The sequence below is a fragment of the Streptomyces sp. NPDC046977 genome (genome assembly GCF_040644455.1).
Lineage (GTDB): Bacteria > Actinomycetota > Actinomycetes > Streptomycetales > Streptomycetaceae > Actinacidiphila.
This window is the reverse complement of sequence record NZ_JBEYWO010000020.1, coordinates 94,588-119,677: the sequence shown is the minus strand read 5'-3', so window position 1 is coordinate 119,677 and position 25,090 is coordinate 94,588. Positions and strand designations below refer to the sequence as shown.

The 25,090-nt window shown below is 74.1% G+C and carries 21 protein-coding genes; 13 read left to right on the top strand and 8 right to left on the bottom strand.

Features of this window, described 5'->3' with window-relative positions; translation table 11 throughout:
• The first annotated feature begins 17 nt into the window (after nucleotides 1-17).
• Together ABZ883_RS27395 and ABZ883_RS27390 are read left to right on the top strand one after the other, a co-directional pair.
• The gene (locus tag ABZ883_RS27395) at nucleotides 18-2,306 is read left to right on the top strand and encodes an MMPL family transporter (RefSeq protein WP_360910577.1); all 2,289 of its coding nucleotides are present in this window, start codon (nucleotides 18-20) and stop codon (nucleotides 2,304-2,306) included.
• Nucleotides 2,307-2,418: 112 nt separating this feature from the next.
• Complete coding sequence (locus ABZ883_RS27390) at nucleotides 2,419-3,186, top strand: uracil-DNA glycosylase (RefSeq protein WP_360910575.1); 768 nt, start codon at nucleotides 2,419-2,421, stop codon at nucleotides 3,184-3,186.
• 12 nt (nucleotides 3,187-3,198) lie between these two features.
• Here ABZ883_RS27390 and ABZ883_RS27385 read toward each other — a convergent pair whose 3' ends face one another.
• Nucleotides 3,199-4,119: a hypothetical protein gene (locus tag ABZ883_RS27385; protein WP_360910573.1), complete on the bottom strand. Its 921-nt coding sequence runs from the start codon at nucleotides 4,117-4,119 to the stop codon at nucleotides 3,199-3,201.
• Nucleotides 4,120-4,212: 93 nt separating this feature from the next.
• Here ABZ883_RS27385 and ABZ883_RS27380 point away from each other — a divergent pair, with 93 nt between their 5' ends.
• Entirely contained in the window at nucleotides 4,213-4,656 is a 444-nt protein-coding gene (locus tag ABZ883_RS27380; RefSeq protein ID WP_360910571.1) for a YchJ family metal-binding protein, read from the top strand.
• A gap of 124 nt (nucleotides 4,657-4,780) precedes the next feature.
• Here the strand turns inward: ABZ883_RS27380 and ABZ883_RS27375 are convergent, their stop codons facing one another.
• On the bottom strand, nucleotides 4,781-5,437 hold the full coding sequence (locus ABZ883_RS27375) for a hypothetical protein (protein WP_360910569.1): 657 nt from the start codon (nucleotides 5,435-5,437) through the stop codon (nucleotides 4,781-4,783).
• Nucleotides 5,438-5,618: 181 nt separating this feature from the next.
• Between ABZ883_RS27375 and ABZ883_RS27370 the strand changes: the two genes are divergently transcribed.
• Nucleotides 5,619-7,997, top strand: a complete 2,379-nt coding sequence (locus tag ABZ883_RS27370) for a tetratricopeptide repeat protein (RefSeq protein WP_360910567.1) — start codon at nucleotides 5,619-5,621, stop codon at nucleotides 7,995-7,997.
• A 286-nt stretch (nucleotides 7,998-8,283) separates the two neighbouring features.
• Here ABZ883_RS27370 and ABZ883_RS27365 read toward each other — a convergent pair whose 3' ends face one another.
• Nucleotides 8,284-8,661: a S4 domain-containing protein gene (locus tag ABZ883_RS27365; RefSeq protein ID WP_360910565.1), complete on the bottom strand. Its 378-nt coding sequence runs from the start codon at nucleotides 8,659-8,661 to the stop codon at nucleotides 8,284-8,286.
• 207 nt (nucleotides 8,662-8,868) lie between these two features.
• Between ABZ883_RS27365 and ABZ883_RS27360 the strand changes: the two genes are divergently transcribed.
• The 3 genes from ABZ883_RS27360 to ABZ883_RS27350 all read left to right on the top strand — a co-directional run bounded on the left by ABZ883_RS27360 (nucleotide 8,869) and on the right by ABZ883_RS27350 (nucleotide 11,222).
• Nucleotides 8,869-10,128 (top strand): M28 family metallopeptidase, encoded by a 1,260-nt coding sequence (locus ABZ883_RS27360; protein ID WP_360910733.1) that lies wholly within the window; start codon nucleotides 8,869-8,871, stop codon nucleotides 10,126-10,128.
• 121 nt (nucleotides 10,129-10,249) lie between these two features.
• Nucleotides 10,250-10,711: a MarR family transcriptional regulator gene (locus ABZ883_RS27355; protein ID WP_360910563.1), complete on the top strand. Its 462-nt coding sequence runs from the start codon at nucleotides 10,250-10,252 to the stop codon at nucleotides 10,709-10,711.
• Between the two features lie 115 nt (nucleotides 10,712-10,826).
• Entirely contained in the window at nucleotides 10,827-11,222 is a 396-nt protein-coding gene (locus ABZ883_RS27350; protein ID WP_360910561.1) for a hypothetical protein, read from the top strand.
• A gap of 55 nt (nucleotides 11,223-11,277) precedes the next feature.
• Here the strand turns inward: ABZ883_RS27350 and ABZ883_RS27345 are convergent, their stop codons facing one another.
• Complete coding sequence (locus ABZ883_RS27345) at nucleotides 11,278-12,771, bottom strand: PLP-dependent aminotransferase family protein (RefSeq protein WP_360910559.1); 1,494 nt, start codon at nucleotides 12,769-12,771, stop codon at nucleotides 11,278-11,280.
• Nucleotides 12,772-12,870: 99 nt separating this feature from the next.
• Between ABZ883_RS27345 and ABZ883_RS27340 the strand changes: the two genes are divergently transcribed.
• Both ABZ883_RS27340 and ABZ883_RS27335 read left to right on the top strand, forming a co-directional pair.
• Complete coding sequence (locus ABZ883_RS27340; protein ID WP_360910557.1) at nucleotides 12,871-13,563, top strand: hypothetical protein; 693 nt, start codon at nucleotides 12,871-12,873, stop codon at nucleotides 13,561-13,563.
• Entirely contained in the window at nucleotides 13,560-14,351 is a 792-nt protein-coding gene (locus ABZ883_RS27335; protein ID WP_360910555.1) for a glycerophosphodiester phosphodiesterase, read from the top strand. The genes ABZ883_RS27340 and ABZ883_RS27335 overlap by 4 nt, the downstream gene beginning before the upstream one ends.
• A gap of 7 nt (nucleotides 14,352-14,358) precedes the next feature.
• On the opposite strand, the gene ABZ883_RS27330 is transcribed toward ABZ883_RS27335, so the two are convergent.
• Nucleotides 14,359-15,885: a class F sortase gene (locus ABZ883_RS27330; protein WP_360910553.1), complete on the bottom strand. Its 1,527-nt coding sequence runs from the start codon at nucleotides 15,883-15,885 to the stop codon at nucleotides 14,359-14,361.
• 208 nt (nucleotides 15,886-16,093) lie between these two features.
• Here ABZ883_RS27330 and ABZ883_RS27325 point away from each other — a divergent pair, with 208 nt between their 5' ends.
• The 4 genes from ABZ883_RS27325 (at nucleotide 16,094) to ABZ883_RS27310 (ending at nucleotide 21,758) form a co-directional block, all read left to right on the top strand.
• Nucleotides 16,094-17,923 (top strand): acyltransferase family protein, encoded by a 1,830-nt coding sequence (locus tag ABZ883_RS27325; RefSeq protein ID WP_360910551.1) that lies wholly within the window; start codon nucleotides 16,094-16,096, stop codon nucleotides 17,921-17,923.
• A gap of 326 nt (nucleotides 17,924-18,249) precedes the next feature.
• The gene (locus tag ABZ883_RS27320) at nucleotides 18,250-19,572 is read left to right on the top strand and encodes a hypothetical protein (protein WP_360910549.1); all 1,323 of its coding nucleotides are present in this window, start codon (nucleotides 18,250-18,252) and stop codon (nucleotides 19,570-19,572) included.
• 112 nt (nucleotides 19,573-19,684) lie between these two features.
• Nucleotides 19,685-21,127, top strand: a complete 1,443-nt coding sequence (locus ABZ883_RS27315; protein ID WP_360910547.1) for an MFS transporter — start codon at nucleotides 19,685-19,687, stop codon at nucleotides 21,125-21,127.
• A 256-nt stretch (nucleotides 21,128-21,383) separates the two neighbouring features.
• A complete protein-coding gene (locus tag ABZ883_RS27310) occupies nucleotides 21,384-21,758 on the top strand; it encodes an RNA polymerase-binding protein RbpA (RefSeq protein WP_319658303.1) in 375 nt (124 codons plus the stop codon).
• A gap of 62 nt (nucleotides 21,759-21,820) precedes the next feature.
• Here ABZ883_RS27310 and fxsA read toward each other — a convergent pair whose 3' ends face one another.
• The 3 genes from fxsA to lnt are packed head-to-tail and all read right to left on the bottom strand — an operon-like array spanning nucleotide 21,821 to nucleotide 24,994.
• The gene (fxsA, locus tag ABZ883_RS27305; protein WP_360910545.1) at nucleotides 21,821-22,495 is read right to left on the bottom strand and encodes an FxsA family membrane protein; all 675 of its coding nucleotides are present in this window, start codon (nucleotides 22,493-22,495) and stop codon (nucleotides 21,821-21,823) included.
• A 46-nt stretch (nucleotides 22,496-22,541) separates the two neighbouring features.
• Entirely contained in the window at nucleotides 22,542-23,336 is a 795-nt protein-coding gene (locus ABZ883_RS27300) for a polyprenol monophosphomannose synthase (protein ID WP_360910543.1), read from the bottom strand.
• On the bottom strand, nucleotides 23,333-24,994 hold the full coding sequence (gene lnt, locus ABZ883_RS27295) for an apolipoprotein N-acyltransferase (RefSeq protein WP_360910541.1): 1,662 nt from the start codon (nucleotides 24,992-24,994) through the stop codon (nucleotides 23,333-23,335). The genes ABZ883_RS27300 and lnt overlap by 4 nt, the downstream gene beginning before the upstream one ends.
• Between the last annotated feature and the right edge of the window lie 96 nt (nucleotides 24,995-25,090).

The following is a 25,090-nucleotide window of genomic DNA, read 5'->3' as shown; positions in this document are numbered from 1 at the left end:
ACCGGGAGTACGTCCTCGTGGCCACTTTCCTCTACCGCATCGGCAGACTCGCCTATCGGCGACGGCACTTCGCCGTCCTGATCTGGGTGGCACTGCTCGCCCTCGCGGGCGTCGGCGCCGCCAACGCGCCCTCGGCCGGGAATTCGTCGTTCTCCGTGCCCGGGACGGAGTCCCAGAAGGCGTTCGACCTGCTGGACCAGCGCTTCCCCGGGTCCAGTTCCGACGGGGCGACCGCCCGCGTGGTCTTCAAGGCCCCCGCCGGCGGGCGGATGACCGACCCGGCGAACAAGAAGGCCGTCGCGGCGACCGTCGCGGAACTGCGCCGCGGCTCCGAAGTGGCCTCCGTGGACAACCCGTTCACCGCCAAGGCGGTCAGCAAGGACCGTACGACCGCCTACGCCCGGGTCGCCTACGACGTCCCCGGCATGCAGTTGAAGGACTCCTCGCGCGACGCGCTGGAGAAGGCGGCCGACCACGCCCGCGCGGACGGGCTGACCGTCGAGATCGGCGGTGACGCGCTCCAGGCCGCACCCGAGACGGGGGCCACGGAGGTGATCGGCATCGCGATCGCCGCCGTCGTCCTCGTGATCACCTTCGGCTCGCTGGTCTCCGCCGGCCTGCCGCTGCTCACCGCCCTCGTCGGCGTCGGCATCGGCGTCAGCTCGATCACGGCCCTGGCGAGCGCGCTCGACCTGGGCTCGACCACCTCCACGCTCGCGATGATGATCGGCCTCGCGGTCGGGATCGACTACGCGCTGTTCATCGTCTCCCGCTACCGCGCCGAACTCGCCGAGGGCCGTGAGGGCGAGGAGGCCGTGGGCCGGGCCGTCGGCACGGCGGGCTCCGCCGTGGTCTTCGCCGGCCTGACCGTGGTGATCGCGCTCGTCGGCCTCTCCGTCGTCGACATCCCCATGCTGACGAAAATGGGCATCGCCGCCGCGGGCACCGTCGTCATCGCGGTGCTCATCGCCCTCACCCTGATCCCGGCGCTCATCGGCTTCGCCCGGCGCCGCATCCGGCCCGCCGGCGCGCCCGGCGGTCTCGCCCGCCGCCGCGCGAGGACGGCCGAGCAGCACGCCCACCGCAAGACGCGCGACCTGGCCGCGCGGGGCACCGGACGGCCGAACATGGGCACCCGCTGGGCGCGCTTCGTCGTGCGGCGGCCCGTCGCCGTCCTGCTGCTGTGCACCGCCGCGCTCGGCGCGGTCGCCGTGCCCGCCGCGTCGATCGAACTCGGCCTCGGCGACGACGGGTCCCAGCCCGTCTCCACGACGCAGCGCCGCGCGTACGACCTGCTCTCCGACGGCTTCGGCCCCGGCTTCAACGGCCCGCTGGTCGTCGTCACCGACGCCCGGGGCGCCGCCGACCCGAAGGACGCGGTCAAGGAGGTCGGCACGAGCCTGGAGCGCCTCGCCGACGTCGCCACCGTCACCCCGGCCACCTTCAACGAGGCCGGGGACACCGCGGTCATGAACGTGGTGCCGGACTCCAAGCCGAGCAGCACCGAGACCGAGGGGCTGGTCAAGGCGATCCGCGCCACCGGCGACGGGATCACCGCGGACACCGGCGCGCGGATCTCCGTCACCGGCACCACCGCGCTGAACATCGACACCTCGCAGAAGCTCACCGACGCCCTGCTGCCCTACCTGGGCCTCGTCGTCGGACTGGCCTTCCTCCTGCTGATCGTGGTCTTCCGCTCGGTGCTCGTGCCCCTGAAGGCGGCCCTGGGCTTCCTGCTCTCGGTGATGGCCGCCCTCGGCGCCGTCGTCGCGGTCTTCCAGTGGGGCTGGTTCGCCTCGCTGATCGGGGTCGAGCAGACCGGCCCGATCATGTCGATGATGCCGATCTTCCTCGTGGGTGTGGTCTTCGGCCTGGCGATGGACTACGAGGTGTTCCTGGTGACCCGGGTCCGTGAGGCGTACGTCCACGGGGAGCGGCCCGGCCAGGCGATCGTGACCGGTTTCCGGCACGGCGCCCGGGTGGTCACCGCCGCCGCGGTCATCATGATCGCGGTGTTCGCCGGCTTCATCGGGTCCGGCGAGTCCATGATCAAGTCCATCGGCTTCGGGCTGGCGATCGCGGTCTTCTTCGACGCGTTCATCGTGCGCATGGCCATCGTCCCGGCGGTGCTCGCCCTGCTCGGCCGCCGGGCGTGGTGGCTGCCGAAGTGGCTGGACCGCGTCCTGCCGAACGTCGACGTCGAGGGCGAGGGGCTGCGGGCACCGTCCGCGGACGCAGGCCGCCACCAGGCGCCCGACCGGGAGGACGAGGGCGAGGGCGACCGGCTCCGGCCCGTGCGCGTCTGACCCCTGCTCGCCCGGCGGCGAAGCCCGCAGACCGACGCCCCCGCTGCGACCGCGCGGGGGCGTCAGTAGGTTGGTGGTGCCGGAGTCCGGACGACCACGAAGGGGACCGCACATGGCAGCGGAGGAGGACTCACCGCAGTTCCCGGTGCACGCCGCGGCGCGGGCCCCGGGTCTCGCCGCGCTGGACGAGGCGCTCACCGGCTGCCGCGCCTGCCCGCGCCTGGTGGCCTGGCGCGAGGAGACGGCCCGGGTGCGGCGCCGGGCGTACGCGGACGAGGAGTACTGGGCGCGGCCGGTGCCGGGCCTCGGCCCGGCCGACGCCGCCCTGGCCGTCGTCGGGCTGGCCCCCGCGGCCCACGGCGGCAACCGGACGGGCCGGATGTTCACCGGCGACCGCTCCGGCGACGTGCTGTTCGCCGCCATGCACGCGGAGGGGCTCGCCTCGCAGCCGACGTCCACCGCGCGCGGCGACGGACTGGAGCTGTACGGGGTGCGGGTGACCGCGCCCGTGCACTGCGCGCCACCCGCCAACAAGCCCACCACCGACGAGCGGCTGACCTGCCGCCCCTGGCTCGTGCGCGAACTGGAGCTGCTGCGGCCCACGTTGCGCGCGGTCGTCGTGCTCGGCGCCTTCGGCTGGCAGGCCCTGCTGCCGGTGCTCGCCGACTCCGGCCGCCGCGTGCCGCGCCCGCTCCCCCGCTTCGGGCACGGCACGCACGTCGAACTGCCGGGCCCCACCGGCGCGGAGCCGCCGCTGCACCTGCTGGGCTGCTACCACGTCAGCCAGCAGAACACCTTCACCGGACGGCTCACCCCCGCCATGCTCCGCGAGGTGCTGGCCCGCGGCGCCGCGTACGCCGGGCTGCGGCCCGGGGTGTGAGACCCGCGGCCGTCAGCGCCGGGCGGCTGCCACGATCGCCTCGGCGACCACGGGCATCGAGGCCGGGTGGAGGCCGAGGAAGAGGTTGGGCTCGATCAGTTCCAGCTCCATGACGCGCGGCGCGCCGTCCTCGTCGTCGACCAGGTCGACCCGCGCGTACAGCAGCTCCGACGCCTCGGGAACGGTGGCCAACGCGGCCTCGGCGGTGGAGAGTTCGGCCGCGGTCGGGGTCCAGGGGCGCACGCCCGGGTGGGCGACCTTGGTCGCGTCGTAGGCCGTTCCGTGGGAGAGGACGGCGTTCTTGGCGACGGCGTGCAGGAAGCGGCCGCCGATGAAGACCAGCGCCCGCTCCCCGGTGGAGTCGATGGCCGGCATGTACGGCTGGACCATCGCGGTCAGGCCCTCGGCGTGCATCCGCGCGATGTGCGCCCGTGCCGCATCGTCGCTGCCCGGGCGGTAGCGGCCGGCATAGCGCGCGCCCGCGCCGGCGGCCGGCTTCACCACGTACTCATGCTCGGCGGGAAGGCCGTCCGGCTCGGTCCCCGGCGGCAGATAACGGGTGGCGACGGTCGGGACACCGCGTGCGGACAACTCGCCGAGATAGCGCTTGTCGGAGTTCCAGCGGACGACGTCCGCCGGGTTGGCGAGCGTGGTCGCCGCCGCGCATCGGTCGGCCCACGGCAGGAACTCCCCGGTCCGCCAGGTGTAGTCCCAGGTGGAGCGTATGACCGCCAGATCGTGCGAGGCCCAGTCCACGTCGGGGTCGTCCCAGCGGACGACGGCGGCGTCGGCGCCCGCGGCGGCGACGGCGTCCCGCAGGAACGGCAGGTCCCGGTCGGTGGTGGCGCCCTCGCGCGGCGCGCACGTCACCAGCGCGACCCTCGGACCGCTCGTGCGGGTCGTGCGGGTCGTGCGGGTCGTGCTGGGCGGCACAAGGACTCCTCCGGGTCGGCTGCGTGACCCCGGCAGCGTATCCGGGCCGGGTCGGCACCGGCCGGGGGCCTCCCGCACGGCACAATTGCGGGCATGTCCAAGTCGCGCCCCGGCCGCCGTTCCGCCCCCCGCCCGCACACCCGGCCGGTCCTCCACTCCCCCGGCGCCCCCTGCCCCTGCGGCCTCCCCGCCGGCTACGCCGACTGCTGCGGCCGCTACCACGCGGGCCACGCCGCCGCGCCCACCGCCGAGGCACTGATGCGCTCCCGCTTCACCGCGTACGCGGTCCACGACGCCGCCTACGTCCTGCGCACGTGGCACCCCGACACCCGCCCCGCGGAGCTCGACCTCGACCCCCACCTGCGCTGGGAGCGCCTGGAGATCCTCGGCACGACCGACGGCAGCGCCTTCCACACCGAGGGCACCGTCACCTTCCGCGCGCACTATGCGCTGCGCGGCGAGCGCGACGCCATGGAGGAGCAGAGCCGCTTCGTCCGCCACGACGGGGCCTGGGTGTACGTCGCGCCACTGCCCTGAGCGCCGGCAGGGTCCCCGCCGGGCACCGCGAGCACCCAGACCGTGGTCCGCCAGTGGGCGGGCAGCAGCGCGGCCCGGTCACCCGCTGGGCGCCGGGCTCGTCCCGGATGAGGCCGACACGGGGTCAGGGCCGAGCGACGTCCACGCCCGGCGCGACGCCCCGTGCCACTCCGTGCGGCGTCAGCGCGAGCACCCCCGTGCCGCGCACGGGGGTCTGCGGGGTCAGGGTGAGGGGGGTGGGACCGAAGGTGGCGGCGATGTCGGGTGCCATGTCGAAGGCGGCCCGCTTCCACTCCTGTTCGTCCTCGTCGCTCTCCTCGGCGGCGTCCCATTCCGGTGACAGGCCCAGTTCCACCCGGCGGGCCCGCTCGTAGGGCAGCGGATCCCCGAGGGTCAGCAGTTCGTCCTCGCCCTCGCCCGTCTCGCAGTAACGCCGGACGACATCGCCGCCCTCGGCGACCAGCCACGCCGATCCGTCGTTCCGAGCGCCGTAGTAGTAGGCCTGGGCCCGGCCGTAACGGGCGCTGAGCATCGTGCAGATCCGCAGGACTTCCTCGCTGCGCTCCTCGTCGCAGGGGTTGCACCAGTCGCCGACGACCAAGGTCCAGCCGTCGAGCTCGGGCGACACGTAGACCCGCGTTCCGTAGGCCGCGTCCTCGCCGACCCCGTCGTGGGTGTCGGAATCGAGCACGTTGACAGCGTCGGCAAAGGTCACCGGGCTGGGGTGGACAAGGCCGAGAAGCTCCATGAGCCCGGACTGGTCGCCGGTGGGTACGGCCATCCAATAGTTCCAGCACGTCGTCAACGGCCCGGGGACGTCACCCTCGTTCACATGCACGAGCACACCCTCCCAGGTCGCCGTGCCGCTCCGGAACCGGGGTGCGGCGGGGTACGGGCACTTCCCAGGGAGCGGCGTACACGGCATCCTGCCGCGGGGGCCGCCGGACGAGGGGGTGGGGTGCGTGCGTCGGGGGTGGGTGCTCGGCGGGCTGGCGCTGACGTCCGGGCTGGTGTCGGCACTGCTGGCGGTGGCCGTCAATGTGGCGACCGGTGGCGTGCTGCCGGGCGGTCTGCGATGGCTCGCGCCCTGGTCCTGGCCGCTGGTCGGGGTGGGCACGCTGGCCGCGGCGGGGCTCGCCGTGTGGCAGCAGCGCCTGCAGACGGCGGAGGCCGCGCCGGTGGACCCGCCGGCGTCGCGCCGGCCCGTTCCCGGGCAACTTCCGCCGCTGGTGGCGGACTTCACGGGCCGGGAGGCCGACCTGACCGCGCTGCGGGCGGCCGTCGCGGGCGGCGCCCGTGTCGTCGCCGTCGCGGGTGCGCCGGGTGTCGGCAAGTCGACATTGGCGAACCAACTGGCCCACGAGCTGCGACCGGACTACCCGGACGGCCAGTTGTACGTGAACCTCGGCGCCGGCCGCGGCGACCCGATGCCGCCGGAGACGGCGCTCGCCCGCTTCCTCGGGGCACTCGGCGACGACGATCCGGACCGGGCCGGCGACACCGACACTCTGGCGGCCCGCTACCGGAGCCTGATGGCCGACCGGAGGGTCCTGGTCGTCCTCGACGACGCCCGCGACGCCGACCAAGTACGCCCGCTGCTGCCCGCCGGCGCCGGCTGTCTGACGATCGTGACGAGTCGTCCGCTGCCCGCCGACCTGCCGGAGGCCGCCGCGCACGAGCTGACGGCGCTCGGCACCGACGACGCGCTCGACCTGCTGGCCCGGGTCAGCGGGACGGGCGGTGCCGCCGCGGATCCGGAGGCCGCCGCCGCCGTGGTCAGGGCCTGCGAAGGCCTGCCGCTCGCGATCCGGCTGGCGGGCGCCAAGGCCGCCCGCTCCCGGCTCGGCATCGCCGAACTCGCCCGGCGGCTGGAGGACGAACGGTCCCGGCTGGACGAACTGCGCTTCCGCAACTGGGCGGTGCGCGCGACCCTCGCCACCGCCTACGAGGACCTGGCCGCCGGGGACCGGCGCCTGCTGCGGCGGCTCGGGGCGTTCCCGGGCGGCGATTTCGGGCCCGGGGCAGCGGCAGCGGCGGCCGGCCCGGCGGGCGGCGTCGACGACGGCGTCGACCGCCTGGTGGACGCGCAACTCGTGGAGTCCGTCGGCGGCGGCCGGCACCGCCTGCACGACCTGACCCGGCTGTTCGCGAAGGAACGTCTGGCGGAGGAGGAGCCGGACGAGCCGGAACGCGTCAGCGAACGGCTCCTGGACTGGTACGCGGCCGCCGCCCGCGGCAACCCGCCCGGCTGGATCGCCGACGAGGCCCCGAACATCGCGGCCGCCGCCCGGCAGGGCGCCGCCCACGGCGCATGGGAGCGGGTGTTCCGGCTCGCCGATGCGGCGGACCACGGCTGGCACCTCCAGCACTACCACGCGCAGCGGCTGCGGGTCTGGCTCGCCGCCGCGGAGAGCGCCGAGGCGCTCGGCGACCTCCGCGGGCAGTCGCGCGCCGCCCTGACCGTGGGGTCGATCCACGCCGCGGACGGCGACCTGGACCGGGCCGCCCCACTGCTGCTCGACGCGGTGGAGCTCGCCGGGGCGGCGGGCGACGGCGCGGGCGAGGCGCGGGCCCGCCTCCACCTCGGGGACGTCCTGCGCCAGAGCGGCCGCCACAGCGGCGCACAGGCGCAGCTGCGCCGGGCGCTGGAGCTCTGGCGGACGCTGGGGCGGACCGCGGAGGAGGCCGACACGCTGGGCAAGCTCGCGACGCTCCACCTCGTCATGGGCGAGTTCCGGCAGGCCGCCGACGACGCGGAGCAGGCAATCGCCCTCGTGGCCGACGGCGCCGGCTCCCCCTCCGACCGGGCCCACCTGCGAGGGCTGGCCGGGGCGGCCTACCTCCGGCTGGGACGGCTCGCGGAGTCCCGGGCGGCGACGGAGGAGGCCGTGGCGGCGCACCGCCGCGCCGGAAACCGGCTGAGCGAGGCCTACGCCCTGGGCGGTCTGGCCGCGCTGGCCCAGGAGGAGGGCGATCCCGAGGCGGCACTTCGCGCGCACCGCGCCGCGCTGCGGTTGTTCGAGCGGCTCGGCACCGTCCCGGGCATCGCGGGTGCGCACGGGGCCATCGGCGACCTGCTGCTCCTGCGCGGCGACGTCCCGGGGGCCAGGCGCGAACTGGAGGCGGCCGTGGGCCTGTTGAAGGACCTGGGCCACCCGGTGGCCGAGGGCACAATGCGGCTCAGGCTCGCCGCGGCCCTGGCGACGGCATCCGACGTCCCCGCGGCAGCCGAGCAGCAGCGCCTCGCGGACGCCCTGCTCACCGGCACGAGCACCGGCCCGGAACTCCACGCCCTCAGAACCCGCCTCACCACCCTCGGCCTGCCGGCCCAGGAGGCCTGAACGGCCCCGGCCCCCACGGCAGCGGCGCCAGGCGCGCCCACGAAGCGGTGGACTCCTCACAGTGACGGCCCCACACCGGGCCGCCTGCTGCGCGCGGTCCGGTGCGGGCCCCTGCTCTCCGGCGCAAGTACCGGCCCGGAGCCACAGGAGGGCACGGCCTGCCCACCCGAGAAGCCCGAGCCGGCCCGGCCCCAAGGCAGCAGCCACGAGCGGCGCCGCAGTTCGTCCCCGTGCCCCGAAAAACAACGCCAGGCACGGGGAACAGGACTGCCGGCCCTTCGGGCCGTCAGCGGGCGCCGCGGAGGCGCTCCATGTCACGGCGGTCGCGCTTGGTGGGGCGGCCGGTGCCGCGGTCGCGGACCACGGCGGCCGGCACCTCCTCCGGCGTGGGCGGCGGCGGGCTGTTGTCGACGAAGCACTCGGCGGCCACCGTCGCGCCGACACGCTTGCGGACCAGCCGGGACACGACGACGATCCGCTCCCGTCCGGTGCCGCGCAGCCGTACCTCGTCGCCCGGGCGGACGGTGTGCGCGGGCTTCACGCGCTCGCCGTTGACGCGTACGTGACCGGCCCGGCACGCCGTGGCGGCCATGGAGCGCGTCTTCGTGAGCCGGACGGACCAGATCCAGGCGTCGACCCGCACCGGGCCCTCGTCGTCAGCCATGGTCCGACCCTAGCGCGCCCGCTGCGCGGAACGCGGCGTCCGGTATGCGCCCTTGACGGAAGGCCCCGCCGTACACAGGATCTGCACAGGCATGTACGCGTCAAGAATCGCTCAAGAACGCCCCATCACCGCACGACTCCATCCCCCCACACACCGGAGTGACCTGTGCCCGCAATCAGACTCGTCGCGGCCGGCGCCGCCGGCGCCTTGGCCGCGGTCCTGCTGACCGCCTCCGCCACGCCCGTCGCGGCACGGCCCGCCCTCGCCGCCGCGCCGGACATCCCCGTCGCCAACGTCAAGGCGCACCTCAGCCAGCTGCAGTCGATCGCCACCGCCAACGGCGGCAACCGCGCGCACGGCCGGACCGGCTACCGGGCCTCCGTCGACTACGTGAAGGCCAAGCTGGACGCGGCCGGCTACACCACCGCCCTCCAGCAGTTCACGTCCGGCGGTGCCACCGGCTGGAACCTCATAGCGGACTGGCCCGGCGGCGACACCAACCACGTGATCATGGCCGGCTCGCACCTCGACTCGGTGACCGCCGGTCCCGGGATCAACGACAACGGCTCCGGCTCGGCCGCCGTCCTGGAGACCGCCCTCGCGGTCGCGCGCGAGAACCTGCAGCCCACGAAGCATCTGCGGTTCGGATGGTGGGGAGCGGAGGAACTCGGCCTGATCGGCTCCAAGGCGTACGTCAACAGCCTGTCCACCGCGGACCGCGGCAGGATCGACGGCTATCTCAACTTCGACATGATCGCCTCGCCGAATCCCGGCTACTTCGTGTACGACGACAACACCGCGCTGGAGAAGGTCTTCAAGGACTGGTTCACCGCCAAGGGGATCGCGACCGAGATCGAGACCGAGGGCGACGGCCGCTCCGACCACGCGCCCTTCAAGAACGCGGGCGTGCCCGTCGGCGGCCTGTTCAGCGGCGCCGACTACATCAAGACGGCGGCGCAGGCGCAGAAGTGGGGCGGCACCTCGGGTCAGGCCTTCGACCGCTGCTACCACTCCTCCTGCGACACGGCGTCCAACATCAACGACACCGCGCTGGACAACAACACCGACGCCATCGCCAACGCGGTCTGGACGCTCTCCAGCGCCGCGGCTCCCCCGCCGGGCACGGTGTTCGAGAACACCGCCGACATCGCCGTCCCCGACGCGGGCACGGCCGTGGAGTCGCCCGTCACCGTCAGCGGCATCTCGGGCAACGCGCCCGCCGCCCTCGCCGTGGGCGTCGACATCCGGCACACCTGGCGCGGCGACCTCGTCGTGGACCTGGTCGCCCCGGACGGGACCTCGTACCGGCTGAAGAACTCCAGCAGCAGCGACTCCGCCGACAACGTCATCACGACGTACACCGTCAACGCGTCCGCCGAGGTGGCCGCCGGCACCTGGAAGCTCCGCGTCCGCGACGTGGCGGCCCAGGACACGGGTTACATCAACAGCTGGAAGCTGACCTTCTGACCGGCTCAGGCACGGTGCGCGGGGCCGGCCAGGTCGCCGGCCCCGCGGTTCACCCCTGCGATCCGACACCGCGAAAAATTTGCAGGCGCCGACTATCGGCGGCCCGACTTACCATGGAGCCATGACCGCCACCACGGACTCCGCACCCACCCGGCTCGCGCAGAGCTGGTGCGCCCTGTCAGTGCTCCACAACCGGATCGAGGCGCACGTCGAGCGCGCGCTCGAGGCCGGGCACGGGCTGAGCGTGCGCGAGTTCTCCCTGCTCGACGTCCTCAGCCGGCAGCACCCGGGCGAGGGCGGCCATCTGCGGATGGCGCAGGTGGCCGAGGCCGTGGTGCTGAGCCAGAGCGCCACCACGCGGCTGGTGACGCGGCTGGAGGACCGCGGCCTGCTCACGCGCTACCTGTGCGCGACCGACCGCCGCGGCATCTACACCGATGTCGGCGAGGCCGGCCTCGCCCTGCTCGCGCAGGCCCGCCCGACGCACGACGAGGCGCTGCGCCAGGCGCTCGCCGACGCCGCCGCGGAGCCGGAACTCGCCCCCCTGGTCAAGGCGCTGGAGTCGCTCGACTGCGGTGCGTGACACCGGCCCGCCCGCTGCGGCCCGGCGGGCGCCGACCTACGCTGAGAGGGGCGCGGACCGCGGTCGCCCGCGGCGCCGCGCCGCAACGGGGCATCCCGCGAGAGGAGAATCGCCGATGACCACGCACCACTCCGACTCCCACCACGCCTCCCAGGTCGACGTCCTGCTCACCGACTGCGCCACGCAGGACGCGGGAGCCGTACTGGGCGCGCTGGAAGCCGCCTTCCCCACGCGACCCGGCGAGAGCCTCACCGAGGCCGTGGAGCCACGCCCCGGCGCCAAGCACCCGACCGTGTGGGCGGCCTCCGTCGACACGCGCAGCCACGGCCACGAGCTGGGGCCGGTCCACCTCGACGGCCCGCTCACCGCCGACCTGTCCGGCGGCCCGCGGCACGTCCGCGAGGTGAAGAAGGTCCTCGGCGACTGCTTCGAACTGGAGGAGCAGGGCAGCGTCTCCGGTGACCAGGAGGTCGAACTCCGCGTCCGCCTGACGGAGATGCCCGACCACTGAGCCGCCGCACCGCGTGAGCCCGAGAGCCCCCGGAGCCGTCGCTCCGGGGGCTCTCTCACGCCACGAACAGGCCGGTGCCCTCGGGCGTCTCCGCCACGCCGCCGTCGCGTACGGCCTGCTCGGCGGCGGCCAGCCGCTCGACGGCGTCGCGGGCCACGCTGCCGCCGACGGTGAAGGGCAGCCGGATGTAGGACTCGAAGGCCCCGTCGATGCCGAAGCGCGGACCGGACGGAACGCGGACGCCCAGCCGCTCGCCCGCCATCGCGAGACGCGAGCCGGAGACCTCCCCGGTGCGCACCCACATGGTCATCCCGCCGGAGGGCACGGCGAACTCCCAGCCGGGCAGCCGGTCCCGCAGGGCGGCGACCAGGTCGTCGCGGTGCGAGCGGGCACGTTCGCGCCGGGCGGCGACGGCGTCGTCCCAGACCTCGTTGCGCAGCAGCCAGGCGACCGCGAGCTGGTCCACGACGGGCGAGCCGAGGTCCAGGTAGGCGCGGGCGCTGACCAGCCGGCGCACGACGTCGGGCGTGGCACGGACCCAGCCGATGCGCAGGCCCGCCCAGATCGCCTTGCTGGCCGAGCCGACGGTGACGACCGTGCCGCCGCGGTCGAAGGCGGCCAGCGGGCGCGGCGCGGGGCCCCCGCCGGCGTCGAGGGTCAGCTCGGCCATGGTCTCGTCGGCGATCAGCACGGTCCCCGCCGCACGGGCCGCCTCGACCAGCGCGCGGCGCTGCTCGTCGGGGACGAGCGTGCCGGTCGGGTTGTGGAAGTCCGGCATGACGTACGCCATGCGCGGCGCCGCGTCGCGCAGGACGCGCTTCCAGTGGTCGAGGTCCCAGCCCGCGAGCCCTTCGCGCAGCGCGACCGGGACGAGCCGCGAACCGCTCTCCCGCAGCAGTTCCAGGACGTTGGCGTAGCTGGGGGACTCGACGGCCACCCGTTCGCCGGGCGCGACCAGCCGCCGGACGGCGGCGGCGATGGCCCCCATGGCACCGGTGGTGACCATGATCTGCTCGGGGAGGGTGGGGATGCCGCGCGCGGTGTAGCGCTCGGCGATGGCCTCCCGCAGTACGGGCAGCCCGGCGGGGAAGTCGCCGTGGGTGGCGGAGTAGGAGGGCAGGTCCGCCAGCGCACCGCCGACCGCGCGGGACAGCCACGGCTCGGGGGCGGGCAGGGCCGCGCAGCCGAGGTCGATGACCGTGCCGGCGGCGTCCGGCGGCAGCGGCTCCAGGCCGCGCGTGGGCAGGGCGTGCCCTTCGGGGACCGCGGTCCAGGTGCCGGCGCCGCGCCGGGAGCGCGCGAAGCCCTCGGCGCGCAGCGCCTCGTACGCCGCGGCGACCGTCGTCCGGCTGATGGTGAGGGCGAGGGCCAGTTCGCGTTCGGCGGGAAGCCGGGCGGCGACGGGGACGCGGCCCTCCAGAACCAGGACCCGGATGCCGTCGGCGAGGCCCCGGTAGGCCGGGACGCGGCGTCCCGTGGAGCGCTGCGGGCGGGGTTCGAGCAGCCGGGCGAGATGGGTGACACCCACGGTTGCGGTCCACTGCGACATGGTTACCGGTCCACCTTCCGCACATTGGCCATGGAATACGACCACGACCATGCCACACACTCTCACTTACATCGCCATCACGGCCAGAGGGGGGGTCCTGTGGAGGGCCAATCACACACCGGTGCACGCACGGCCCGCAGGCTGGTGCACCTCTACGCGGGACTGACCCTGTACGGCGCGAGCGCCGCCCTCCAGGTGCGCGCCGCGCTCGGTCTGGACCCCTGGGACGTGCTGCACCAGGGCATCGCGAAGCACACCGGCATCAGCATCGGCCTGGTGTCGGTGGCCGTCGGCGCGCTCGTCCTGCTGCTGTGGTGGCCGCTGCGCCAGCGGCCGGGCCTGGGCACGGTCTCCAACGTCTTCGTCGTCGGCCTGTCGATGGACGCGACACTGGGCCTGCTCCCCCAGCAGCACTCCCTCGGCATCCGTATACCGCTCCTGGTGGCGGGCATCGTGCTGGGCGGTGTGGCGACGGGCCTGTACATCACCGCCGGCTACGGGCCCGGGCCCCGCGACGGCCTGATGACCGGGCTGCACCGGCGCACCGGTCGCTCGATCCGGCTGGTGCGCACCGGGATCGAGGTGACGGTGCTGGCGGTGGGCTTCGTCCTGGGCGGCAGCGTGGGTGTCGGCACGGTCCTGTACGCCCTGTCGATCGGGCCGCTGGCCCAGTTCTTCCTGCGCGTCCTCGCGTTCCCGCCGCCCGCGGCGGAGCCACAGCCCAAGATCGTGGCCAAGGGAGGGCAGCCGGTGGCGGAGCCCGCCGGGGGACACGCGATACTGCACGAGTGACTGCAACGAGCCACCCGTACCTCGACAGCCCGGCACCGATCGCCTTCGCCCACCGAGGCGGTGACGCCGACGGCCTGGAGAACACCATGGCCGCCTTCCGGACCGCCGTCGACGGCGGCTACCGCTACCTGGAGACGGACGTCCACCTGACGTCCGACGGGGTGCTGGTGGCCTTCCACGACAGCTCCCTGGACCGGGTCACCGACCGGCGCGGGCGGATCGCCGAGCTGACCTGGGCCGAGGTCCGCGAGGCCCGTGTGGCGGGCAAGGAGCCGGTCCCGCTCTTCGAGGACCTGCTCGAGGCCTTCCCCGGCGCCCGCTGGAACGTCGACGCCAAGGTGGACGAGGCCGTGGCGCCCCTGATCGAGACGATCCGGCGCGCGGACGCCTGGGACCGGGTGTGCGTGGGCTCCTTCTCCGAGGCACGGCTCGTGCGGGCGCGCGCGCTGGGCGGTCCGCGCATGGCCAGTTCCCTGGGCACCCGCGGCGTGGCGGAACTCCGGCTGCTGTCGGTCGGCGGCCGGGTCGCCGAGCGCTTCCTGCTCGACAAGGTGGTGCGGCGCGGCGCGGTCTGCGTGCAGGTGCCGGAGCGCTCCAACGGCATCCGCGTGGTCGACGCCGCGTTCCTGCGGACCGCGCACCGCCTGGGCCTCCAGGTGCACGTGTGGACGGTGAACGACGAGAGCCGCGTGCACGCGCTGCTGGACCTCGGCGTGGACGCGATCATGACCGACCGGCTGGACATGCTGCGCTCGGTGTACGTCGAGCGCGGCGTCTGGACCGGCTGACGGTTCGTCACTTCGGTTCCGGTTTTTCCTCCTTGCCCGGGGTCGGGGTCGGGGCGGCCGTGCCGGACTTGTCGCCCTTGCCGGCGCCGGCCGCGGGTTCGGCCTTCTCCGTCTTCCCTGCCTTCTCGTCCTTTTCTGCCTTTGCTGCTTTCTCTGCTTTCTCGGCCTTCTCTGCTTTCTCATCGGCTGCCGACTTCGTCTTCGACATCCGGGCGAAGACGACGACGTTGCCGGAGTAGCCGCCGGCGCTGCTGTACGTACCGCCGCAGGTGATGACGCGCAGCTCGGGGTCCTTCGTGTCGCCGTAGACCCGGTGGGCCGGGAAACCGGTCCTGTTGAAGACCTCGATGCCGAAGATGGTGAACACCGCGGTAGTACCGTCGTCACGGGCGACCTCGATGGTCGAGCCCTTCTTCAGCGCGCCGAGGCTGTAGAAGACGGCGGGGCCACTCATGTTGTCGACATGGCCCACGATGACGGAGGCGCCGCGCGCCCCGGGGCTCACCGAGTCCTTGTACCAGGCGGCCTCGTTCTTCTCCTCGGGCGGGGGCGTCTCGATCACGCCGTCCTTGTCCAGACCCACGTTCATGAGCGGGGCGTCCACGCCGATCGACGGGATGCGCACACGCGTCGGCTGGGCCGGTGGCAACGGCGGCGGCACCTTAATGGCGGAGGCCCCACCGCTCCCCCCGCCCGCCAGGGCGGCGGCAGCCGAGGGCTGGGGCGGGCCGCCCGATCCCAGGAATCCGTCGAAGGTGAGCACGAGCCCGGACACCACGACCGCGCCCACCGCCACCCCGACGACCCGGCGACCGCGCCGCGTCAGACGCAACGGCTGCGGCTGCGGCTGACGACGGCGTGCGGCGGGCCGGGCGGCGGCGCCGGACTGCGGACGCCGGGCCCCGGTCGCACGGGCGGCGGGGCGTTGCGGATTCCCGTGCCCGGCACGGGCCTTCGATGCGGCGGCGTGGGTGCCCGGGGCCGCGGGACGGGCCTTCGGTGCCGGCCGGACGTGCGCCTCGGGTCGCGCCTTCGCCTCGGGCCGGTTCTTCGATGCCGGCCGTGCCTGCGGCTCGGGAGGGGCTGTGCGCTCGGGCCGGGCCTTCGCCTGGGGACGGGTCCGCGTCTCGGGCCGGGTCCTCGCCTCAGGGCGGGGCTTCGCTTCAGGACGGGGTTTCGCCTCAGGACGGGGCTTCGCCTCGGGACGGGCCTTCGGGGCCGGCCCGGCCTTGGCGTCCTCGCGGGCCCGGGTGGCGGGGGCCTTCCGGGTGCGTGGCTGCGGCGCGGGCTCGGACGGGCGGCCGGCCTCGGCCTTCTGCCGCCGGCGGGGCGCGGGCTCCGGCTTGCGGCGCTGCCGCGCGCTGCGGGACGGCGTCTTCGGGGCCGGGCCGGGGCGTGCGGGCCGGCGCGGCAGCTCGTCCTCCCACGTGCCCGGGAGCGGCTGACCGAACCAGGGGTCGGGCTGCCCGTACCAGGCATCGGGATGTCCGTACCACGGCACGGGAGCGGTGTGCTCCCCGGGATAGTGATGCATCACAGTCCTTCAGCTCCGGCGCCAGGTGCGTGACGGCACATGACGGCCCGTCATACAGGACCGTAGGACGGGTGCCTGCCGACCGCATTCGGAGGAGTGCGAACGGGGCAATCCGCACCTCACCCGATCGGGTAGAGCGGATGAGGCAGCGGGTCCAATACGGCGCCGCCGGGATGCGGAGCGCCCCCGGGGTACCGACCGTGGCCTGATGAACACTCAGCACCCACGCGCACAGGGCCTCGACGGTCTGCGTGCGCTGGCCGTGACCGCGGTCGTCGTGTACCACGTGCACGCTCCGTGGCTGCCGGGCGGCTTCCTGGGCGTGGACCTCTTCTTCGTCCTCTCCGGCTACCTGATCACCAGTCTGCTCGCCGCCGACCACTGGCGGGGCGGGCGCCTGCGGCTCGTCGCCTTCTGGCGTCGCCGCGCCCTGCGGCTGCTGCCCGTGCTGTGGCTGGTCCTCGCGGTGACGGCGTGCGCGGCGACGCTGGTCGGCGGGGACGGCCGGCGCGACCTGCGGGGGGCCGTCGCGGCCGCGCTCACCTACCGCAGCAACTGGTGGCAGCTCGGGCGGCACGACATGTACTTCGCGCAGTTCGGCGCCGAACCGCCGCTGCGGCACCTGTGGTCGCTGGCCGTGGAGGAGCAGTTCTACGTGGCGTGGCCGCTGCTGCTCTGGGCGGTGATGGCGGTCGTCCGCCGCCAGTGGGCGCAGGCGGCGATCGCGGCGGTGCCGGCCGCCGCGTCGTTCACGGCGATGGCGGTGCTCTACGTGCCGGGCACCGACCCCTCGCGGGTGTACTACGGCACGGACACGCACGGCGGCGGCCTGCTGCTCGGCGCGGCGGTCGCGCTCGTGCTGCCGCTGTCACGGGCCGGGACGCTGCGCAGGGCCGGGCACGTGCGGGCCATCGACGGGCTGGGCGTGGCGGGGCTGGCCGTGCTGGCCGCGACGGCGCTGCTCGTGTCCGGGACCTCGGCCTTCGTGTACCGCGGCGGTCTGGTGCCGGTGTGTCTCGCGGCGGCCGCGCTCACAGTGGCGGCGGGCGGTCCCGGGAGGGTCGCCCGGCTGCTGGCGTGGCGGCCGCTGGCCTGGACCGGGCGCCGCTCGTACGGGATCTACCTGTGGCACTGGCCGGTTCTCGCCTGCCTGGTCAACGCCGCCCCGGAAGCGCTGAGTTCGCCCTTCGTCCGCTGTGCGGCGCTGACGCTGCCGGTGGTCCTCGCGGCGGTGTCGTACCGCGTGCTGGAGGAGCCGCTGCTCCGGCTCGGCCTGCGCGGGTACGCCGAGTTGTGCAGCACGTTCCTGCGCCGCGCGTGGGGCGCCCGTCCACGGATGGTGCTGGGAGCGGTGGCGGCGGTCGTCGCGGTGGCGTGCGTGGCGTACGTCGGCGTGCTGCGGGCGCCGTCGGGCGGCGGCCTGCAGGCGCAGATCGCGTCGGGCGAACGCGTGGTCGCGGCGGCGCCGACCGTCAGGATCGCCGAGCCGCTCCACGCGGAACGCCCGCAACGGCCGGAGCAGCAGGACGGGCCGGACGCCGCGACCGGAGGCGCCCCGGACGTGACGGGCGCCGACATCACAGCGGTGGGCGACTCGGTGATGCTGGCCTCGGCGGACGCGCTGCGGGAAGCGCTCCCCGGGATCGCCGTCGACGCCGTGGTGGGCCGTCAGATGGATGCGGCGCCCGCGGTTTTGGAACGCATGCGGGACGCCGGGCGGCTGCGCCGCGTGGTGGTCGTCGGGCTCGGGACGAACGGGGACGTGACCCGGGAGTCCCTCGACCGGGTCGTGCGGATCGCGGGCCCGGGACGGCTGGTCGCGTTCGTGGACGTCCAGGCGCCCCGGTCCTGGGAAACCCGGGTGAACGACGCGTTGAGGGAGGCGGCGCGCCGGCACCCGGGGTGCGTGCTGGTCCCGTGGCGGGGCGTGATCGCCAGGCACCCCCAGTTGCTGTGGGGGGACGGCATCCACCCGCGCCCCGAGGGCGCGCGGCTGTACGCGGGGGCGCTCGCCCACGCCGTGGGAGCCGGGTACTGACGCACCGTCCGCGTCGCGTCGAGGACGTGGCTCTGACGGATCGTCGCCTGACGTATCGTCGGCAATTTCTCAAGTCAAGATCCTCTGACAGAGGGTCACCCGTTTGACCAGCTCTTCACATTTTTCTGACGCGGCTCCAAATGTGTCGCTGACCTGCGGTGACCGGGATCGGCCGGCTGACCTGATGCCCCGTCCGGAGCAACGCGGGAAGCCGTTCCGAGGTGCGGCCGTATCCCGGTCCTCGTGCCATGGGAGCAAGGACGCGGTCGCAGTTCGTGTCACGGGAAGCCAGTCCCACCTGCCCCGTCCGCAAGGAGGTTCACCTCATGCGTGCTCCACGCATCATGGCCGGGGCGGCGATGACCGTAGCCGCTGTCGTCCTGCCAACAAGCGCTGTCGCAGCCCCTGGCGTCGGGCTCTCGAGCTACCGGGTCTCCCCCGGTGACCTCGTCACGGTCACCGTCGCCAACTGCGTGAGCGACACGGTCATCACGACCAGCATCCCGGAGCGCCCCACCGTGGCGGTCAGCTCGACCGGCGGCGGCGCCAGCTTCACGGTCCCGGCGGCCACGCCCCCGGGCACGTACAACGTGACCGTCGACTGCACCGAGCCGGCCGGTCAGGACACCGGCCCGAGCGTCGTGCAGCTGACCGTCCGCGCCATCGACGGCAACGGCAGCGTCCCGGGCGGCGGTGCCGGCGTCGGCACCGGCTCGGGTGACGGCCGGGGCGACAACCGCGGTGACGACCGGGGCGAGGGCCGCGGCGACGACCACGGCGACCGCGACCGTGACCGCGGCGACCGCGACGACGACCGGGGCGACGACCGCGGCCGGGACCACGGCGACCGAGGCTACGGCGACCGGGGCTACGGCCACGGCGGGCACGGCGGTTACGGACACGGCCGCGGCGGCTACGGCGACAACTGCGACTCGTGGTGGGGCGGCGGCCGTGACGGCTACGGCCGCGGCGGAGAGGACGGCCGTGGCGGCGACGGCGGTTACGGCGGAGGCCGTGGCGACGGCGGCGGTCGCGGTGACGGCGGAGGCCGTGGCGACGACGGTGGTCGCGGTGACGGCGGAGGCCGTGGCGACGACGGTGGTCGCGGTGACGGCGGCGGTCGCGGCGAGGGCGGCGGCCGTGGCGAGGGCGGCGGCCGTGGCGACAACGGCAACGGCGGCGGCGCGGGTGCCGGCCTCAACAACACCGGCAGCCAGGGCCTGAACGACGACTTCGCCGCTCAGGGTGCGGGCACCGACCTGGCCGACGGCCGCAACATGGACGACAACGGCGGCTTTGGCCGTGGCGGCGAAGGCGGCCGCGGTGGCGACGACCGCGGTGACTTCGGTGGCCGTGGCGGCGAGGGCGGCCGCGGTGGCGACGGCGGTTACGGCGGCGGCCGCGGCGGCTGCTGGGGTGGTGGCGGCCGCGGCGGCGGTGGCGGGATCGGCGGCGGCATCGGCGGCGGCGGGATCGGCGGCGGCGGGATCGGCGGCGGTGGCCCGATCGGTGCCCCGAACACCGGTCTCGGCGGTTCGATCGGCATGAACACCCCCGAGACCATCGTGGGTGGCGCGCTGCTGGCCACGGGTGTCGGTGCCACCTTCTGGGTGCTGCGCCGTCGCCGTACGAACGGCGGCAAGGCCTGATCGTTGCGGACCTCCGCGATCCAGGCATACCGCCCTGCCCCCGGGCCGCCCCAGCGGCGCCCGGGGGCAGTCGTGTGTCCTGGCTCTCACCCGGCACCCGGCGGATGGCATCATGCCGATCACATCGGCACGGCGCACGGACACGGAACGGCGGGCACAAGTGGTGAGCACGGACGAGGCGCGGGACACAACGGCGGGCGGCGCCGTCGCGGCCGCGGGCGAAAGACGCCGCGAGCAACGCGGCTGGTACTTCTACGACTGGGCCAACTCGGTCTTCTCCACCAGCGTCATCACGGTCTTCCTGGGCCCCTATCTCACGGACATCGCCGAGGCGGCGGCCGATCCCGACGGCTTCGTCCGCCCGCTCGGGATACCCGTCCGCGCGGGCGCCTATTTCGCGTACGTCGTCTCCGCCTCCGTACTGCTGTCGGTGCTGGTGATGCCGCTCGCCGGGGCGATCGCGGACCGTACCGGCCGCAAGAAGGCGCTGATGGGGCTCTTCGCCTACATCGGGGCCGCCGCGACCACCGCCATGTTCTTCGTGGGCGGTGACCGCTACCTCCTGGGCGGCGCACTGCTGATCGTCGCCAACGTCGCCTTCGCGGCCTCGGTCGTCCTCTACAACGCGTTCCTGCCGCAGATCGCCGAGCCCCACGAACGCGACGCCGTGTCCTCGCGCGGCTGGGCTTTCGGCTACGCCGCGGGCGCGCTGATGCTCGTCGCCAACCTCGCCCTCTTCCTGGGCCACGACGCGGTGGGCATCTCGAAGGGCACGGCCGTGCGGATCTGCCTCGCCTCGGCGGGGCTGTGGTGGGCGGGCTTCACGATCATTCCGATGCTGCGGCTGCGCGACCGGCTCGCCCCGACGGCCGGCGCGGCCGGGGCCCGGCCCGGATCGGGGCCCGGGGCGCTGCGCCAGGGCTGGCGCCAGCTCGCGGACACCGTCCGGGACATGCGCCGCTATCCGCTCACGCTCGGATTCCTGCTGGCGTACCTCATCTACAACGACGGCATCCAGACCGTGATCTCCCAGGCCTCCGTCTACGGTTCGGAGGAATTGGACCTGGACCAGACGACGCTGATCGGCGCGATCCTGCTGGTGCAGGTGCTGGCGGTGTTCGGCGCCCTGCTGCTCGGCCGGCTCGCCGCGCGGTACGGCACGCACCGCACCGTGCTCGGCTCGCTGGTGGCCTGGACGATCACCCTTGCGGCCGGGTTCTTCCTGCCCGCCGGCCGGCCGGTGGGCTTCTTCCTCCTGGCCGCGGCCATCGGCATGGTGCTGGGCGGCAGCCAGGCGCTGTCGCGGTCGCTCTTCTCCCACCTCGTGCCGCGCGGCAAGGAGGCCGAGTACTACTCGGTGTACGAGGTGAGCGACCGGGGGACGAGCTGGCTCGGGCCCCTGCTGTTCGGGCTGACCTACCAGCTCAGCGGCAGTTACCGGGATGCGATCATCTCGCTGGTGGTCTTCTTCGCGATCGGCTTCGTGCTGCTGCTGCGGGTGCCGATGCGGCGGGCGGTGGCGGCCGCGGGCAATCCGGTCCCCGAGACGATTTAGCCCCTCCGAGTGCGACGCGGTAGTGTACGCGGTTGGTTCGACGGATGGGCCGTTACTGCGCGCTAAAGATATCAGAACGCAGGGTGACATCTTTCGTGAGATGTGACAAAACGGGCGCCGATGGGTACAAAAAGGGGCGGCACGACGGGCGACGCACCTCCCGATACGGGAATCTTCACCGCCGACCGGACGTTGACCGGATGACGACGACAGCGACACCTGTCCTGTGGGCGACACAGCCCGGGAGGCACGATTCATGAGTGAGCGAGCTCTCCGCGGCACGCGACTCGGGGCGACGAGCTACGAGACCGACCGCGGCATCGATCTGGCGCCTCGCCAGACCGTTGAGTACGCATGCCGGAACGGCCATCGATTCGAGATGCCGTTCTCGGTGGAGGCCGAGATTCCGCCGGAGTGGGAGTGCCGGGCCTGTGGCCAGGTGGCTCTTCTGGTCGACGGAGAGAGCCCGGAGGAGAAGACGAGCAAGCCCGCGCGTACGCACTGGGACATGCTCATGGAGCGGCGTACGGTCGAGGAGCTGGAGGAAGTCCTGGCCGAACGGCTGGCCGTTCTGCGCTCCGGCGCGATGAACATCGCGGTTCATCCGCGCGACAACCGCAAGACCGCCTGACAGAAGGTAGCGGGCCCGTGAGGGGCGGGCCCGATCCGACGTGCGCCCCGGGCGACGTGGCCTCAGTGCCGCGACCCGGGGTTTTCGTTGTCCTCGCCCGGGCCCCGGTCCACCACCTCGCCCTGGATGACCTTGCCGTCCGGGCGGTGGATGCGTATCTGCGTCTCCGCGTCGCGGGCCTGCCGGAAGAGGTCGCCGAGCGAACCCTGCTCCTGGGGCCGGGCGGCGACCCGGCGCTCCAGCGCGCGCCCGCCGACGCGGGTCAGCAGCGAGCGGGTGGGCGGGAAGAGGAAGAGCAGCCCCGCGACGTCCGAGATCAGGCCGGGCACCATCAGCAGCAGGCCGCCGGTCAGCAGCGCGCCCGCGCCGCCCTTCGCCCTGCCCTTACGGGCGGCGCCGCCCTTGCCGTCTTCCTTGGCGGCCCCGGATTCATCGGCCCCCGCCGTGTTCCCGTCCTGACCGGGCGGTGTCGCCGCGCGCACCGCCTCGCTGAGCGACCGCCACGCGCTGCGGCCCGCGTTGCGCACCGCCAGCCCGCCGAGGACCAGTCCGGCGACGAGCAGCAGCAGGACCGTGAAGCCGCCGGCCGCCCTGCCCACCAGGATCAGCAGCCAGATCTCCAGCAGCGCGTACGCGGCGACGGCCACCGGAATCCACCGCCGGCCGCGGGAACGCCCCTGCTGTCGCTGCTGCTGCGGTCCACCGGACCCGTCCGGCGGCGGGGTGCTGATCGTCATACGCCCCATTGTGCCTGGTCGCCCGCGGACGCCCCGAGGGCCCCGGTCAGCTCTTCCGCCGGGCCTCGGCCAAGCGGCGCACGCGGGACCCGACACCCCAGGCGGTGACCCGCCACAGGGCCTCCACCACGATGTCCCGGCTCATCTTGCTGTCGCCGCGCTCGCGCTCGACGAACGTGATCGGCACCTCGACGACGTGGAAGCCGGCCTTCACCGCGCGCCAGGCCAGGTCGACCTGGAAGCAGTACCCCTGCGAGGCGACCTCGTCCATGCCGAGCCCGAGCAGCGTCTCCTTGCGGAAGGCCCGGTAGCCGCCGGTCACGTCGCGCAGCGGCACGTCGAGCAGGAACCGGGAGTAGGTGCTGCCGCCGCGGGACAGGTACTCGCGGGACTTGGGCCAGTTCACCACCCGGCCGCCGGCGATCCACCGTGAACCGAGCACGAGGTCGGCGCCCTTGAGGGCGGTCAGCAGCCGCGGCAGTTCCTCGGGCTGGTGGGAGCCGTCGGCGTCCATCTCGACCAGCACGCCGTAGCCCTGGTCGATGCCCCAGCGGAAGCCCGCGAGGTAGGCCGCGCCCAGGCCCTCCTTGCCCTTGCGGTGCAGCACATGCACGTGGTCGTCGACCACGGCCAGCTCGTCAGCGAGCTTGCCCGTGCCGTCGGGGCTGTTGTCGTCGGCGACGAGGACGTGCGCCTCCGGAACGGCAGCCCGGACCCGGCTCACGATCGGCTTGATGTTCTCGGCCTCGTTGTACGTCGGAATGATCACGAGAACCGTGCCGAGCGGCCCGTAGGCGCTCCCCGGGGCCGTACCGCGGGTGACCCCACCGCCAACGCTCACTGCTGCTCCTCCATTTGCTTGCTGCCTCGCCTGCCCAGCACGAACGCCGCGACGCACGACAGGAGCCCCACCATAGCGAGCGCCCATTCGGGAGCGTCGCCGACGCGGTCGGCGACGGTCAGTTCGTCCCGCAGCGGAAGCCGGGCGCTCAGCACGTCCTGCGTGAACTCCCGGGTCTGCTGCTCGATCCGGCCGTCGGGGGCGACCACGGCCGTTATGCCGCTCGTGGCGGCCGTGACGACGGCGCGGCCGTGCTCCACCGCCCGGAGCTGCGACATGGCCAGCTGCTGCTCGGGCTGGCCGGTGCGCCCGTAGGTCGCGTTGTTGGTCTGGATGATCAGCGCGCGGGCGCCGGCGGCGACGGTGTCGTGCACGATGCCGTCGTAGGCCACCTCGAAGCAGATCACGTCGCCGAGCCGCGCCGGGCCGATCTGGAGCACCCCGGAGTGCTTGCCGGGGTAGAAGTCGCGCGGGATCTGGTCCAGGCGCTTGATGACCTTGGTCAGCTCCTGCCGGAACGGCACGTACTCGCCGAACGGCACGGGGTGCTGCTTGGTGTACGAGGCGCCGGGGCCGGTCACCGGGTCCCAGACGATGCCCTCGTTCTGCACATGGGTCTCGTCCGGGCCGTCGACCAGCGCGCCGACGAGGACGGGGACGCCGACGGCCTGGACGGCCTTGGTGATCAGCGCGTAGGCCTGCGGCTCGGCGAACGGGTCCATGTCGGAGGAGTTCTCCGGCCAGATCACCAGGTCCGGCTTGGGGGTGCGCCCCGCCTTGACGTCCGCGGCGAGCTTGAGCGTCGCCTCGACGTGGTTGTTGAGGATCTTCAGCGGACGGCCGAGGAAGTGCAGACCCGGCTGCTGGACGTTGCCCTGCACGATGGCGACCCGGACGCTGTCGTCGGCCTTCGTCGGGACCGGTACCGCCCAGCCCGCCGCGAACACGGCGACCGCCGCGACGGCCGCCCCCGCCGCGGGCAGGAAACGGCGCCGCCCGAACACGACCGGGCCCGTGCGCAGTCGCCACACGGCGACGGCCGCCCCGGCGAGCAGGGAGCCGCACAGCGCCACGGCGAAGGTCACCAGCGGGGCCCCGCCGAGCGCCGCCAGGGGCGTGAACGGCGAGGAGGTGTTGGCGAACGCCAGCCGCCCCCACGGGAAGCCGCCGAACGGCAGCCGGTCCCGGGCCAGTTCCTCGGTCACCCACAGGCAGGCGCCCCACAGGGGCCAGGCCCGCAGCCGGGACGTCACGGCCAGGCCGGCGCCGAGCAGCGCGACGAAGGCGGCCTCGATCAGGGACAGGCCGACGACGGCGTCGTAGCCGATGACCCGCAGCCACAGCAGCAGCCACAGGAAGAACGGCAGGCCGAAGGCGAAGCCGAGCCACGCGCCCTGGCCGCCGGTGCGGCCCCGGGTCAGCAGTGCCAGGCCCGCCACCGCCGCGATCGACAGCGGCCACAGTCCGTACGGCGGGAAGGCCGCCGCGAGCGCCAGGCCGCACACGGCCGCGAGCGCCGTGCGCCGCGCATGCCGGCGCACGGACCGGCGGACGCGGGCCGCCCTCCCGGGAGTGCCTGCGGCCGCCGGCGGGCGGGCCTCATCGGTGGTCGCCGTCGGCTCGGCGGTCGCCGTCGGGGCGTCGGAACGCGGTCGCACGTTCGCGGCCTTCCTTGCAGGTGGGCACTGTGTGAAGTGACCGTACCCCGGATGGCGGCCCCCGCGGACCTCGGGCGGGCAAAGCGGACGGCCCGA

What these genes read in the sequence shown, in the direction of transcription:
- fxsA (WP_360910545.1), bottom strand. Translation starts at nt 22,495, where the DNA reads ATGACGATCAGCACCCCGCCGCCGGACGGGTCCGGTGGACCGCAGCAG.
- ABZ883_RS27310 (WP_319658303.1), top strand. Translation starts at nt 21,384, where the DNA reads ATGAGTGAGCGAGCTCTCCGCGGCACGCGACTCGGGGCGACGAGCTAC.
- ABZ883_RS27375 (WP_360910569.1), bottom strand. Translation starts at nt 5,437, where the DNA reads ATGGCCGTACCCACCGGCGACCAGTCCGGGCTCATGGAGCTTCTCGGC.
- ABZ883_RS27365 (WP_360910565.1), bottom strand. Translation starts at nt 8,661, where the DNA reads ATGGCTGACGACGAGGGCCCGGTGCGGGTCGACGCCTGGATCTGGTCC.
- ABZ883_RS27330 (WP_360910553.1), bottom strand. Translation starts at nt 15,885, where the DNA reads ATGCATCACTATCCCGGGGAGCACACCGCTCCCGTGCCGTGGTACGGA.
- ABZ883_RS27380 (WP_360910571.1), top strand. Translation starts at nt 4,213, where the DNA reads ATGTCCAAGTCGCGCCCCGGCCGCCGTTCCGCCCCCCGCCCGCACACC.
- ABZ883_RS27350 (WP_360910561.1), top strand. Translation starts at nt 10,827, where the DNA reads ATGACCACGCACCACTCCGACTCCCACCACGCCTCCCAGGTCGACGTC.
- ABZ883_RS27345 (WP_360910559.1), bottom strand. Translation starts at nt 12,771, where the DNA reads ATGTCGCAGTGGACCGCAACCGTGGGTGTCACCCATCTCGCCCGGCTG.
- ABZ883_RS27390 (WP_360910575.1), top strand. Translation starts at nt 2,419, where the DNA reads ATGGCAGCGGAGGAGGACTCACCGCAGTTCCCGGTGCACGCCGCGGCG.
- ABZ883_RS27315 (WP_360910547.1), top strand. Translation starts at nt 19,685, where the DNA reads ATGCCGATCACATCGGCACGGCGCACGGACACGGAACGGCGGGCACAA.
- ABZ883_RS27325 (WP_360910551.1), top strand. Translation starts at nt 16,094, where the DNA reads ATGAACACTCAGCACCCACGCGCACAGGGCCTCGACGGTCTGCGTGCG.
- ABZ883_RS27320 (WP_360910549.1), top strand. Translation starts at nt 18,250, where the DNA reads ATGCGTGCTCCACGCATCATGGCCGGGGCGGCGATGACCGTAGCCGCT.
- ABZ883_RS27355 (WP_360910563.1), top strand. Translation starts at nt 10,250, where the DNA reads ATGACCGCCACCACGGACTCCGCACCCACCCGGCTCGCGCAGAGCTGG.